Origin of the sequence: Pallidibacillus thermolactis (genome assembly GCF_025660415.1) — a bacterium.
Lineage (GTDB): Bacteria > Bacillota > Bacilli > Bacillales > Caldibacillaceae > Pallidibacillus > Pallidibacillus thermolactis.
Map to the genome: position 1 here is coordinate 33,996 of NZ_JAOUSE010000006.1, position 13,568 is coordinate 47,563.

At 31.6% G+C, this 13,568-nt stretch carries 13 protein-coding genes; 4 read left to right on the forward strand and 9 right to left on the reverse strand.

Going from position 1 to position 13,568, the window contains the following annotated elements; genetic code table 11:
- The first annotated feature begins 180 nt into the window (after nucleotides 1-180).
- Together OEV82_RS03695 and OEV82_RS03700 are read left to right on the forward strand one after the other, a co-directional pair.
- Nucleotides 181-810, forward strand: a complete 630-nt coding sequence (locus OEV82_RS03695) for a TetR family transcriptional regulator (RefSeq protein ID WP_263061070.1) — start codon at nucleotides 181-183, stop codon at nucleotides 808-810.
- A gap of 5 nt (nucleotides 811-815) precedes the next feature.
- Nucleotides 816-1,352, forward strand: a complete 537-nt coding sequence (locus tag OEV82_RS03700; protein WP_263061073.1) for a GNAT family N-acetyltransferase — start codon at nucleotides 816-818, stop codon at nucleotides 1,350-1,352.
- Nucleotides 1,353-1,638: 286 nt separating this feature from the next.
- On the opposite strand, the gene OEV82_RS03705 is transcribed toward OEV82_RS03700, so the two are convergent.
- The 8 genes from OEV82_RS03705 to OEV82_RS03740 all read right to left on the reverse strand — a co-directional run bounded on the left by OEV82_RS03705 (nucleotide 1,639) and on the right by OEV82_RS03740 (nucleotide 9,003).
- Nucleotides 1,639-2,889 carry an ABC transporter permease gene (locus OEV82_RS03705; RefSeq protein WP_263061074.1) on the reverse strand — a complete coding sequence of 417 codons (1,251 nt, stop codon included), beginning with the start codon at nucleotides 2,887-2,889 and terminating at the stop codon, nucleotides 1,639-1,641.
- Entirely contained in the window at nucleotides 2,882-3,784 is a 903-nt protein-coding gene (locus OEV82_RS03710) for an ABC transporter ATP-binding protein (protein WP_173662468.1), read from the reverse strand. The genes OEV82_RS03705 and OEV82_RS03710 overlap by 8 nt, the downstream gene beginning before the upstream one ends.
- An 18-nt stretch (nucleotides 3,785-3,802) precedes the next feature.
- Nucleotides 3,803-4,525: an SDR family oxidoreductase gene (locus OEV82_RS03715; protein ID WP_263061075.1), complete on the reverse strand. Its 723-nt coding sequence runs from the start codon at nucleotides 4,523-4,525 to the stop codon at nucleotides 3,803-3,805.
- Nucleotides 4,504-5,451, reverse strand: coding sequence for a zinc metalloprotease (locus OEV82_RS03720; RefSeq protein ID WP_263061076.1), 948 nt, complete (start codon nucleotides 5,449-5,451; stop codon nucleotides 4,504-4,506). Before OEV82_RS03720 ends, OEV82_RS03715 begins: the two co-directional genes overlap by 22 nt.
- A gap of 2 nt (nucleotides 5,452-5,453) precedes the next feature.
- Complete coding sequence (locus OEV82_RS03725) at nucleotides 5,454-6,689, reverse strand: aminotransferase class III-fold pyridoxal phosphate-dependent enzyme (RefSeq protein WP_263061077.1); 1,236 nt, start codon at nucleotides 6,687-6,689, stop codon at nucleotides 5,454-5,456.
- Nucleotides 6,682-7,425: a class I SAM-dependent methyltransferase gene (locus tag OEV82_RS03730; RefSeq protein ID WP_263061078.1), complete on the reverse strand. Its 744-nt coding sequence runs from the start codon at nucleotides 7,423-7,425 to the stop codon at nucleotides 6,682-6,684. Before OEV82_RS03730 ends, OEV82_RS03725 begins: the two co-directional genes overlap by 8 nt.
- On the reverse strand, nucleotides 7,418-8,626 hold the full coding sequence (locus tag OEV82_RS03735) for a hypothetical protein (RefSeq protein WP_263061079.1): 1,209 nt from the start codon (nucleotides 8,624-8,626) through the stop codon (nucleotides 7,418-7,420). Before OEV82_RS03735 ends, OEV82_RS03730 begins: the two co-directional genes overlap by 8 nt.
- A 245-nt stretch (nucleotides 8,627-8,871) precedes the next feature.
- The gene (locus OEV82_RS03740; protein ID WP_263061080.1) at nucleotides 8,872-9,003 is read right to left on the reverse strand and encodes a hypothetical protein; all 132 of its coding nucleotides are present in this window, start codon (nucleotides 9,001-9,003) and stop codon (nucleotides 8,872-8,874) included.
- Nucleotides 9,004-10,396: 1,393 nt separating this feature from the next.
- Between OEV82_RS03740 and OEV82_RS03745 the strand changes: the two genes are divergently transcribed.
- Entirely contained in the window at nucleotides 10,397-10,696 is a 300-nt protein-coding gene (locus OEV82_RS03745) for a DUF2089 family protein (RefSeq protein ID WP_173660726.1), read from the forward strand.
- Nucleotides 10,697-10,978: a hypothetical protein gene (locus OEV82_RS03750; protein ID WP_173660724.1), complete on the forward strand. Its 282-nt coding sequence runs from the start codon at nucleotides 10,697-10,699 to the stop codon at nucleotides 10,976-10,978. It abuts the gene before it with no gap.
- A gap of 389 nt (nucleotides 10,979-11,367) precedes the next feature.
- Here OEV82_RS03750 and ptsG read toward each other — a convergent pair whose 3' ends face one another.
- A complete protein-coding gene (ptsG, locus tag OEV82_RS03755) occupies nucleotides 11,368-13,467 on the reverse strand; it encodes a glucose-specific PTS transporter subunit IIBC (protein WP_263061081.1) in 2,100 nt (699 codons plus the stop codon).
- Nucleotides 13,468-13,568 lie beyond the last annotated feature (101 nt).

The following is a 13,568-nucleotide window of genomic DNA, read 5'->3' on the forward strand; positions in this document are numbered from 1 at the left end:
TATTCTAGATATATTATGGGAGTCTTGATTGTACGAAAGATTTCTTCTCATCTATGATGGTGCCTACCTTGATCTGTATGTTAAATTTTCCCCATACACTTGAAAATAGACATGAGTGTCGTTATAATTATCTTTGTATAAACGACAATAATGTCTATTTATTTTTTCGAAGGTGATAGGATGACTCCTAAAGTAAGTGAAGAATATAAAAAGAAAAGAAAACAAGAATTAGTAGAAGTAGCTAGGGAAGTTTTTGTACAAAAAGGGTTTATTCGGACTACGATGCAAGATATTATGGACAGAGCTGGCATTTCAAGAGGTGCATTGTATAGCTACTTTAATAATATTGAACATGTTTTTCTAGAAGTTTTAAAATATGATGATCAAAAGGATATTCAAAATTTTATGCCATCTGGTGAAGGTTCCAATTGGCTTCAAATCAGACAATGGATTGAAGAACAACGTACATATATTGAAAGAATTGAACAAACATTACTTTTAGCAAAAGCAGAATTCTTTTTGTCATCCAATTATGCGAATGACAAAGAACACTTTCCTTATATATCTGAACGATATATTCGGTTGATTGAAGTGATCGAAAATGTGATAAATGTAGGAGAAAATAGAGGAGAATTTAACCCCCAACAACCTAGCCATACAATTGCACGTTATATAATCTCATTTTTAAACGGTTTAATGTTGGATACGTTTCAGTTTGGCTATGAACAGACAAAAGTCAAGGAACAATTATCGATTTTACTTTTTACGTTAGAAAAATTATTAAATCCAACATCTTTAAATGAGGAGTGAATGCAATGTTGTTCGAATCACCAAGATTGCGATTAAGAAAGATGACGAAGGAAGATACAGAATTGTATAACAAATGGAGAAATGATTTAGACGTCATGTATAATACGAATCCATCACTTGATGTTTATACCTTAGAATCAACGGAAGACTTTGTTGAACAGGTAATTTTAGGGTCTTCAACAGCTAAAAGCTATATCATAACTGAGACAGAAACTGAAACTCCAATTGGGATCGTATCATTAATTCATATAGATTATAAAAACAGGAATGCTGAATGCATTATTGATATTGGAGAAAAGAATTATTGGGGGAAAGGTTATGGTTCAGAAGGAATGAAATTAATTCTGGATTATGCTTTTTATGAACTAAATCTTCATCGAGTTTCCTTGAGAGTATTTTCATTTAATGAAAGAGCAATTCGTTTATACACAAAAATGGGTTTCCGAAAGGAAGGGCAGAGTAGAGAAAGTTTATTTAGAAATGGTAAATGGCACGATATTATTCACATGGGCATTTTACAACACGAATATTTGGAAAGTTAAGCATTTAGTCGATTTCGGAGCGACTTAAAAACAAGCGATAACGGACTGTAAACCGTATACAGGTTGCTTTATAGTTGCCTTACGATGAAATTCATGAAGCCATTTTAAATGCAATTAATAAATTATTATATATTTACTACTAAAATTATGAAAAGTATCGATAATACGAATTGACTTTCGTCCTAATCAATACAGGGCTAAGTCAGCCAATCAGTTGAGAAAGAAGAAACTTCCAAACATCAGAGAGATGACTCTTTTGTTCGGAAGTTTACTATAATGTTTATCCTTAATTTTGATGAACATCCAATGCTTTTTTTATATTTTTAAAAGAACCTTTTCCGTATAAAAATACGCCACCTTTGAAAACTCTTGCTGTGACAAAGATTGTAGCAACAGTAAGTAATGATAAAGTTAACAGAGATATAAAGATTTCCAGGAAGGAAATATTAAGAAAGCCTACTCTGACAAGCATAATAATTGGTGTGAAAAATGGGATATGACTTGTAACAGTAATAAATGTACTGCTAGGATTATATAATCCGAAGATCCCGATATAAAAACCTATTAGTAATAGTATCATCAATGGCATCACTGCTTGGGAGGACTCCTCGGATCTGCTCATTAAGGAGCCGAATAAACAAGCTAAAGAACCATAGAGTAAAAATCCAAGTACAAAGAATATAATCCCTAATCCAATCATTTCTGTATCTAAGCTAGACAAATTTATGAAACTAGATAAACTATCGTCAATATTAATAATGTTAAGTTTATATAAAAGATATGGCACTAACAACCATACAGCAACTTGAGTTAGACCTACGAACAAGGTTGATAATAATTTCGCAAATAAATATTTCGTAGGTGAAATGCTCGATATAATTAACTCCATCACTCGTGAAGATTTTTCAGTAGCTACAGCTGTTGCTAATTGTGTTGCATAACTTAAAATTAAAATATAATTTAACGAAATAAACAGAATGATAAGAAAACCTGTACTTAAATGATTTTCTTCATCTTTTAAATTTGAGCTCATCTTTTCAACAACAATTTCTGCTGGTGATAGAACACGTAGAAATTCTTCATCTGAAAGTTGAATATCCTGTGCCATTAGATACGATTGAATTTGTGAGAAAATACTTTGAACGGATGCAACATCTTCATCATGAACATCTGTTTCTGCAATGAATGTTACCAAAAGTGTTCTGTCCGTGTTACGATCAATCGTTAAAAAATAAGCAAGTTGATCATCCGCTAATTTTTCCTCAGCATCTTTTTTATTTGAAAAATACATGATTTCGTGTTCATGACCACCACTAATCAATTGATCTTCTGTCATTTGACTAACGATTTCTTTGAGTTCATTATCGCTTGTAACCACTCCAACAGGTTTACTATCCGGTTGGAAGAGATTCATGATTTTATCTGAAAACATTAAGCCAATAATAATTAAAGTGAATAAGATTGTGAATGTAAGAAAGGATTTTGATTTAATCTTTGTCCGGTAATTCGAAAAAAATACTGTCCAGAAATTATCCATTTTTACCACCTACTTTAGCAATGAATATCTCTTGCAAGGATGGATCTTCTACTGAAAATTTTTCAACAAAGTCCATCTCTTTAATATAAGAAAAAATTTTTCTTGCAGTCTCTTTAGATTCAATTGAAAGTGTAATGCCATTTTTATTTTTCTGAACATCTTTTACACCGGAAATTGATGCGATTCTACTATCGTCGATCAGACCATGAATAACCACGTATTTCTTTCCGAAATTATTTTTAATATCTTTTATTTTTCCTGAGACAACGGGTTGTCCATGTTTCATAATACAAATATTCTCACAAAGTTCTTCAACATGATCCATTCGGTGGGAACTAAACACAATGGTTGTACCATTCTTTTGTAAATCTTTAACTGCGGATTTTAACATTTCAACATTTACTGGATCAAGTCCGCTAAATGGTTCATCTAAAATAAGCAAATCAGGTTTGTTTATGATTGCTGTAATTAATTGAATTTTCTGCTGGTTCCCTTTTGAAAGACTACCAACTTTCTTTTTCTTTATATTTTCCGCTATTTCAAAGCGATCTAACCAATATTTCATCTCAGAGACAATTTCCGCTCTATTCAATTTTTTTAGACGGCCAAAGTATAGAATCTCTTCCTCAATTGTCATATTTGGATATAAGCCACGTTCTTCTGGCAAATAACCTATACGATTTTTTATTTTATAATTAATAGGTTTGCCATCCCATAAAATGATGCCGCTTGTCGGTTTAATCAAATCAAGTATCATACGAAAGGTAGTTGTCTTCCCTGCTCCGTTTGCGCCTAAAAAACCAAATACCTCTCCTGTTGGAACTGTTAAATTTAAATTGTGAACAGCTATTTTTTTATTAAATTCTTTTGTAATATTTTTTATTTCTAAACTCATCATCGTCCTCCTTACACACTAAATAATTGTGTATCCATAGTCGACAACAATATTCTGACCTCTAATGGCATCACTTTTTTCTGACAAGAGAAATAAAATAACATTCGAAACATCTTTGGCTTCTAAAAACTTCCGGTAGGGAATCCGATTTAAGTATGTTCTACCTTGATGAGAATTTAAAAGTGTCTGGTTACTTTCATTTTTTACATAAGATGGTGATACACAATTCACTTTAATGTCTCGACTTTTATCTTTTAAAAAGTCGATACTTAAATTTTTTGTTAAGTGGATTAATGCAGCCTTTGATGTTCCATATGCGATTCGATCTTCATGAGCTACTACACCATTTTGAGAAGCTACAGTTACAATTGCTACTTTTTTTGCAAAGAAATGGTAAATCTTTTTAAGTAAAAAAACGAAGCTTTTTATATTGGTTTGAAATGTTTTGTCCCAGTTTTCATCTGTGATAGTAAAAAAATTGTCCATTGTATTAATCCCGACCAAATAAACAAGATAATGAATCTCGATGTTTTCCCTTTCTAAATAAGATATTAAAAACTTTTGATCTTCTTCATTGGTTATATCTAGTTGTAGATATACCTTGTTACTTTCCTTTTGTACTTGATCTTGTGGTTTTTGATCGATACAGATGAGTGAATATTTTTCAAGATCAAATCGTTTTTGTAAATCGAGCCCTATATAACCTTCCGAACCGAAAATTAGAACATGTTTCTTATCCAATTGCCAATCTCCTTCATTTCTGAATATGCAAATACAGTTCCAATGATAATGACGAAAAGAATTAAGACGATATTAACAATGGCAAAAAGCAGTTCTAAGAACTGAATCTGCTTTCTTTTGAAGATAAATTGAGTAAAGCTATTCATATAATCATCGGAATCGATGAATAAATTAATAAGCCAGTAGCCATCCATTCTTAAGAAAGGGATAATATTCAGGACAATGATTAAGATATTCACCATATAAAGATATAAAATGAGATTATTTTCAGTAAGTATATAAGCAACCGAAAGAATTCCACCCGTAAACAGTTGGGTTATTACTCCTGAAAGTAAGATACGAATACGCTGTTTTTTTTGCAGAGTCCGCATGTAATTAACATTGGTATAAAATAAAGGAATAAAAAAGTATCTGATCATAACGCCAAACCTTGCCGTTTTTGTTCTCACATACTTACGGTAGGTGAGATAATGTCCAAACTCGTGGAGTTGCACGATCAATATTTGAGCAAGAAATATGTAAAGAAGATGATACCATTTGAACTGATAGGCTCCAGTAACGTAGTAGAGATATGCTTTTTCAAATACAAAAGGTATCATGACAAAAAAGATAAGTATAATTGTTATAAAAAAATATTTAAATTGTTTTTGCTGGCTTATAGAAACCAACTTATCCATCCATTGGGACTTCATTTCAAATTGTAAGATTTTTAAATGTAAAGGATTGAGTTTCTTTTTTCCATAAAGAAAGTGATCAACTTCCTTAACTTTTTCGTTTGTCTGATGATAATTTTTTAAAAACGTTAATGTTTCGCGATTCCCATGTACCATTCTTTGATTAGCTGGATTATAAAAATAAACATCATCATCATTTTCTAAGTACTCTAAATGAACATTACCAATTTTTAACCCTTTAACTTCTTTCACCTCTACACTCTCCTTACAACCATTTTCATGGCTCTTTTTAAGATAGAACTTTCAATGAGAAGAGGTGGAAATAGAGTAAGACCATTATCTCGTTCACTATTTATATATAAATATGTGAGAATACCAAGTTTTTTTAGTTCCTCGGCAATTCTCATCGTTTGTAAACGATCATTAATAGGGATGGAAAACATAGCTCCTTTACCATTAACTTTTGTATGTGTTGTTATGGAATCACGAATAATTTTTTCAATTTTTTTTACATTGGTTAAAAGCATCTCTTCTTTTTCTTTATAGAATTTCAACGTTTCCATTGCAGATGCAATACCAAGTAAATTTCCGTTTTGGGTAGAAAAATGTTCGATATATATTTTCTTTTCTTCGAACCACTGGCATAATGATTCCTTCATAACAACAGCTCCCATTGGAGTTGTCCCATTGTTTATACTTTTACTTAGAATGATTAAGTCGGGTACAATTTTTAACTCGTGAAAGGCAAAACGTTGTCCAACCCGAAAAAACCCAGTTGCTACTTCATCAAAAATAAGGAGTATGTTGTACTTATCGAGAATGTTTTTTAATTCTTGCATAAATGATTGACGAAAAACATGCACACCACCTGAACCGATTACCGGCTCAAATAATAAGGCACCGATTGATTGGTGATGGTTTTCTATATGTTGAAGTAGTTGGATCTCTTCATCCTCATTTTCCGGTGTTTTAATATGTACAAATCCGTCAACTTTTGGTGCATATGGAGCGGTGATGTCTTGTTCAATACCGTTCGCTGATATACCTGCATAAAAAGTTCCATGGTAACTTCGGTCAAAAGTGACTATACGTTTATTGGGTCCGCAAATATGACGCACAAGTTTTGTCACAAGTTCAGTGCCTTCCGAACCACTATTCGTATAAAAAACCTTACTATACCGCTCAGATTGTCCATTATTAATAAAATCCAAAAGTTGTTCACTATATATTTGATATAAAGGATGTATGTATGAACTTAAATCGAGGTATGGAAGTTGCTTTCCTATTAAATCTTGAAAAACAGTTAAAATTCTGTTGTTTAACTCGGAATTATAGCCGAGTGAAACATTCCATAAACCGCTACGAAGATCTAAATATTTTTTACCATCAGTCCCAATTAAATACGAACCTTCTCCTCTAGTAATCTCTAGTTCATAAAAACTATTTTTATTAATTTCTCCCATTGGGACAACATAATTTTTGTTAATCAATGTTTGTCATCTCCAAAAATTGATAGGTATTCGTACTTTGAATAATATTGAACTTATAATTTAATTCGTTTGCTAATTCCTGAAAATAACCCGAAGTATGTAGATACTTTTTCGAATAGCCAATTTTTTCTGTTTGTTGTTGTTTCGTATAAATATTGAGAACATAATATTGATCAATAATTGTATTCCCAAGAAAAAATGTACCTTCATCTGTTTTAATTGTTTGAATCTGATTGGAAGTCTGTTTTCCAAACTCGGGTTTAATAATATCAAAAATAATTTTTCCGTCGAAGGTTAAATAGGATTTCATTTCTTTAAAAAATAGAGAAATGACTTCTTTTGGAAAAAGTGAAATAGTGGTAGCAGGGATAAGTACTTTAGAGAATTTCATCCCATTAAGACAACTTAAATGCTCGATCCCCGTTATAAAGATCCTATCTTGATATTGTTCATCTATGTATTGAATCATCTCAATTTCAGGTTCAATACCATAAATATTAAAATTTTCATTTATTAACACATTAAAAACCCGGCCATTTCCGGTACCAATTTCAAGTATCGTATCTTCTTGCTTTAAACATTTCCTATAAAAATCGATGTCACTAAACTGAGATCCATAATCGATGGTTTTATTGTAAAACTTGGCGAAAAGAGGATCCGCATAAATATTGTCTGTTACTGGAACACCTTGAGTGTACTTTCTGTAAAAAGGACCAAAAAGATAATGATTATGCATGTTTGACGATCTCCCTGTATTGGTTAATCATATTTTCAATATTTGTATGTCGCTTTCTCAGTTCATCTAAACAATCTTTTTGATCTGCTTCCATTATTTCCAAAAATAATGCTTCTGTCTCATACATTTTCTTATTATTTAAATTAAAAACATATTTCCCTTTTTCATTCTCAATACCTACCCATGACAGATTCTTTAATTGATCAGTTATAGGATCAAAATGGATGCGAGAATAAGGGGTTATAAATTTACTTTCTGGTACTTGAAAATAAGAAGTTAGATGAAACATAAGCGGAAAAATACTTTTTACAACTTGATCATAATTTGATATTGCCGAATAAGCCGGTAAACTTTGTGAAGAGATATTAAAATAATTTGAAGATAAGTCTTGTGTAATTAAATATTTTTTTCCGTAATCATGATATATGCCATCCTCATAAAAAAATAACCGATTATTTGTATGTCGCTCAACTAGGAGTGAGTAATCAAAAATCCCTTTTTTTGAGTATGGATTTCTCACAACTCCACTATTTTTAAATTCATCCAACATCGATAAAACTTCATTTTTATCAAGTTGAATGAATTCTTCTAAATAATGGTGTTCAATGGACTCTCCTTCAATCATAATAAAAGGAAATTCGTTCAAACTTTTTTCTTGATGAGAACGTACAAATATTGAGCTATTTATTGCAATATTCATAAAAACATCTTTACTAATTTTTTCTAAAATTTCTTCATTTTGAATGTATAAATGTTTTAAAATATTTTTATTTAAATTTTCAGGGTAAAAACCAGTAAACATTGCCATGATACCGTTTTTTAAATATTCAGTTGAATTAGACTGACTTCTTACTTGCCTACGGTCTATCCACTTTCCTTTAAATAAAGTTGCAACAGATGGGTCCCCATACAAAACTTGTAATTGATTATCAATAACAGAAAATTGGATATGGTCTAGTTCGTCCTGAAGAAATGAAGCAATGCGAACAGTTCGATTTACTTCACCGATGACGAAAAATACATATTGTTCATAACCTTGGAATTCAATATAATCGATAAAATCGGTTAAAGTAGATTGGTCAAAATCAAAATGATCCATTATAACTTTATTATTTTCAGCTATTAATTCACTTAACTGTTCTTTTTCTTGATAATTATGTATAATTTGATTAGTTTCCTCGATAACTGAAAGACCGATCATTGGAAGCTCCTCCTCTAACAAAAGAATTCCCATCAGTAGAGGGCAATACTCTACTGATGAGAAGAAGATAAAGTATTATTCCTGTCTGTATTTAAGTACATTACCTAAAAGAAAACTAGAAAAAATAACGAGCAATAAAGAGACTGGTATAATAATAGCAAGATGCTCGTTAGTAATTATAATCAGTAAACCAAAGACGATAAGTGTTAATAATGTGACTAGAGTTGGAATTGCTATTCTATTCATTATGTTAAGACAGCTGCTAATCCAGCAGCGGCTCCTACGAAACCTGCTCCAATGCCAAAGCCTGTCCAGAAATCAGTTACATGGGAGTTTAATTCTTCTACTTCAACTTCTTTAAAAAATAGTTTATCCACTTTAATTCCTCCTTTACATCTTAATAGAATCACTTAAATTAAGTTATGAGAAGTGCGCCGCCGATTGTTGCCCCAGCACCAATAACTACGCCAGCAGTCATGCACCAGCCGCAGTTTAATTCTTCAGCTTGGACTTCTATGAATTTTAGCATTTCTTTTCACCTCCTTAAAAGAGTAATGAATAATCTGAAAACTTAATAGACTCTATATGAATTATGAAAATAGAAAATATCCTGCAGTAACCCATATAGCAGCGCCTATCCCAATAGCAGCAGAAGTTGTTAGCATTTTGTCTTTCTCCTCCCTATTGACATTCCAATAACCATTCCCATTCTAGAATATTCGTTAAATTCATACAAGTTGATTTTACAAAATCAGTAATATGTACTAGAAAATTAGGAGTTTTTATACAACGATGGAAATGTTTGTTATTATGACTTGGGAATATAGGATTATTAAGTTCATATATAAAGATAGGCAAACAATCATTATAATTCCGAAAATTTATAAATATCAAAAAATAAAAACAAATGGATTAAAAATGTCAGATTACGAGGAGAAGAACCCATTTATGATTAAGAAAGGATATGGATCTTTTAATGATTCTTCATGGGATTTAACGTAAGAGAATTGTTCATTTCCTTCATTTGAATGCTTCTATTATATAAGTAAAGCAATAATTCAATGGATCGAGTAAGGATTGTAATGTATTTTAATAAGTGTTCCCTAAAAATCCTGTATACCTAGTCTAGAAATACTTAGAAAGTAATATAGTCAGTAAAATAAGACACATAAATTATTGATGCAATAATTCTGAAAAAAATAAAAAAGAGTTGAATAATATTACAGTTATTGTTAAACAAACAATCCAAAAGAATAAACTCCCAAAAATAATATTTTCTCTTGATGTTTTGGTTGCGATAAACCTAATCGTTCTAGATCTATAATCTTCATATATAGCATTATGTATTAAAACAAAAATAAACAGAGGGCTAGCTAATAGGATTATGATTAATAATCCTGTAGCATAGGGGCTATCATTCATCCCTAATTAATGAAGTTGACTTTGAAAAATGCTGATTAGCTTAGCAGACCTTAACGTAACCCCTAATATAATGCTTATAACAACTAATGATTTAAAACTTTTGAACAAGTTTTTAAACTCTTTAAAGCCAATAGCAAACATGTTAAATTATTTCTCTCCCCATATAAAGATAGTACATAACTGTTGATATGTTTTTGAATTTCTAAAGGAATGTAATGATTAGAAGTAACTCTTGAACATTATTTTAAATAATATTAAACAAAAAATAAACAAAGTTAAAGACAATAACAAAAAAATATTTACATTATTAAAATGGTGTGGTATCCTTGGAAACAAGGAGGGAAATGAATGAGTGAAAGAGATATTCCTTCGTGGATTTTATCGCTAGATTCAGAGGATCTTGAATTCATTCGTAAATTTATTATTAATTCAGGTTCTTTGAAAAGTCTTGCCAAAGAGTATGATGTATCGTATCCTACAGTCCGACTCAGGTTAGATAGGTTGATACAAAAAATAAATATATCTCACAATAATCAATCAGAACCATTGGTTGATTTTATCAAAAAGCTTGCCATTGAAGAGCGCATAACATTGGAAGATGCACGACTAATTATAAAAAAATATAATGCTGAAAAGGGAGGGAATTAAATGACAGAGTTAACTGTATTCTTACTTATTGTTGCGATGTCAGCAATTCAGTATTTTATGGCTACAAGAAATCCATTTATCCTAGGTGTCATTATGCCTGTAATATTTATTGGTGTTATGACGTGGTTGTTTATTACAAACAGAATCGAAAATAATATTATGTATATTGTTTTACTAATTGTTGGATTAATTTTATTGATTGAGGAGTGGGTTAAAGGTAGAAAAGCACTCCGTAATCGTCGTCAAAAGGAAATGAATAAGATGAAAACAAAGGATTTATAAAAAGCTATACAAATTAATATACATGATATAATAATAAAAATATTCCATACTGCTTCATACTACTTTTTTCCTTACAATATTGTATAAATCTAAAATGTAAACCCTGGAAATAAGTTATAAAAATCACCCTTATTTAATTCATTGCAGGGTGAGTTTTTTATTATCACCGACTAATTCAAGATTTACATCCTAACGAAGATGTTTACAAAGCTCATCATACCTTGTTGCTTGTTCGTCATACTGTAAAACATCAGTTAAACCTACTCACGTAAATTCTGACTGACAAAAGCATTATTAAGACCCTTAATATTCTTAATAGTAAAAAATAATCCCAATCTAGTTCAGAAAGGGATTATTTTTGTATATAAAATTGTCGTATTATCATTTATTTATCTACCAATTAAGTCTATTAATATATCATTTCGTTTTACTTCTTTTGGAAGAGAAGAGTGATGAATCGTAAACTGATCACTATTTAAGACTATGATTGGTGTAATGGTATTCAAACCTTTTTCTTGTAAAAGTCGAATATCCATCACGGCAAGAAGTTCACCTTTGGCTACTTGATCTCCCGCAACAACTTTCACATCAAAACCTTCACCTTTTAGGGTTACTGTATCTAATCCCATATGAATCAGGATTTCTTCACCATTTTCTCCACGAATGGTAATCGCGTGTTTGGTTTCAAAGACACTAACAATCATTCCGTCTACAGGTGATACAATCGTACCTTCTGATGGCAGAATCGCTACACCATCCCCCATCATTTTGGTAGAAAATACTTCATCGGGAATGTCTTCTAATGGAACAACTTTTCCTGTCAATGGTGCGAAAATAGTTGTTTTACCACGATTAGTCATTGATTTTTCCAATTCCGTATCTGGAGTATCTTCTTTTATGTTCGTTTCATGATAGTTGTTTTCAATAATATCTAAAATTTGATTTTTTATTGTGTCAGAAGTCGGACCAAAAATGGCTTGTACACCATTTCCTACCTCTAATACACCAGAAGCACCTAATGCTTGTAATTCTGCTTTATTTACCATACCTTTGTTATTAACTCCTACTCGAAGTCGAGTAATACAAGCATCTAAACTAGAAATATTTTCTTTACCACCAAGGGCCTTTAAAATGTTGTAGGCTTTTTTATAACTGTTATCTTCATTTTTTCTATTTATTTTTTCTTCATAATCTTTTTTAGTATATAGTTTGTTAGAGCTCCCATCTCCACGACCCGGAGTGAGAAGATTAAATTTTCCAATTGCCCAGCGAAATACGAAGTAATAAATAACAGACATCATTAGACCAACAATTGGAACAAACCACCAAGGTTCGCCTACACCTGGAAGAATACCAAATAAGGTAAAGTCTATAAATCCTGATCCGCCAGCATAACCGATGTTAACGTCAAGAATATACATTAACATGAAGGACAATCCAGCCATGAATGTATGAAATACGTATAAAAGTGGTGCTACAAACAAGAAAGTAAATTCTATTGGTTCCGTAATACCTGTTAAAAAGGCAGTACCTGCTGCAGTAAGTAATAATCCTGAAACGGCTTTTTTATGTTGAGGTTTAGCCATGTGATACATAGCTAATGCTACTGCTGGTAATCCAAAAAGAACGAATGGGAATTTACCAGCCATAAATCTTCCAGCAGTAATTTCGACTGCATCACTAATCTGCTTATCTGCTAGTTGTGCCATGTACATTGCAGTATCTCCATATACAACTTGACCTGCTAGTGTTGTATACATTCCACCAATTTCAGAAAAACGGATTGGAATATAAAAAATGTGATGTAGACCAAAAGGAATTAAAGCACGTTCAATTAGACCATAAAGAAACATATAAAATGGTGGCGTACTTTCTCCTGATAAAGCTCTCCCTAAATTATAGATCCCATCTTGAATTAATGGCCATAGAAAGGAAAAGAGTAGTGCTACTACAATTGAATATGCCGCGGTAATAATGGGAACAAAACGTGTTCCCCCAAAGAAAGAAAGTATCTCTGGCATTTTAAAATTATGGTATTTATTGTAAAGGACTGCGGCCATGAAACCAATTACAATACCGCCAAAGACACCGATTTGTAAAGTTGGAATACCAAGTTCTAAGACGTGACCTGGTTCTGAAATATTATCCATATTAATTCCGAGAACAATTCCAATTACTTTATGCATGACAAGGTAACCCACTAAGGCAGACAAAGCAGCAGAAGCTTTTCCTCCAGACCAGCTACCCGCAATTCCAATAGCGAATAAAACTCCAAGGTTACCAAATATCGCATTTCCGGCACCTTTCATTAATTCAGATGTAGTTTGCCAAAAGGAATTCTCTAAAAACGGAAGATACTCAATTAAATAAGGTGACTGTAGTGATGTACCAATTCCTAAAAGTAAGCCAGCGGCTGGTAGTAAAGATATAATTACCATAAATGTCTTACCAATACGCTGAAATAGGTTAAAATTAAAAACGTTTTTCATATCACTTCTCTCCCGAATAAAAGTATAGTATATATTTGGTGATTTAAATTGGCTAACATGGAAAGATGCAAAAATTAAAAGAAGTTTTATTTGAGAAACCG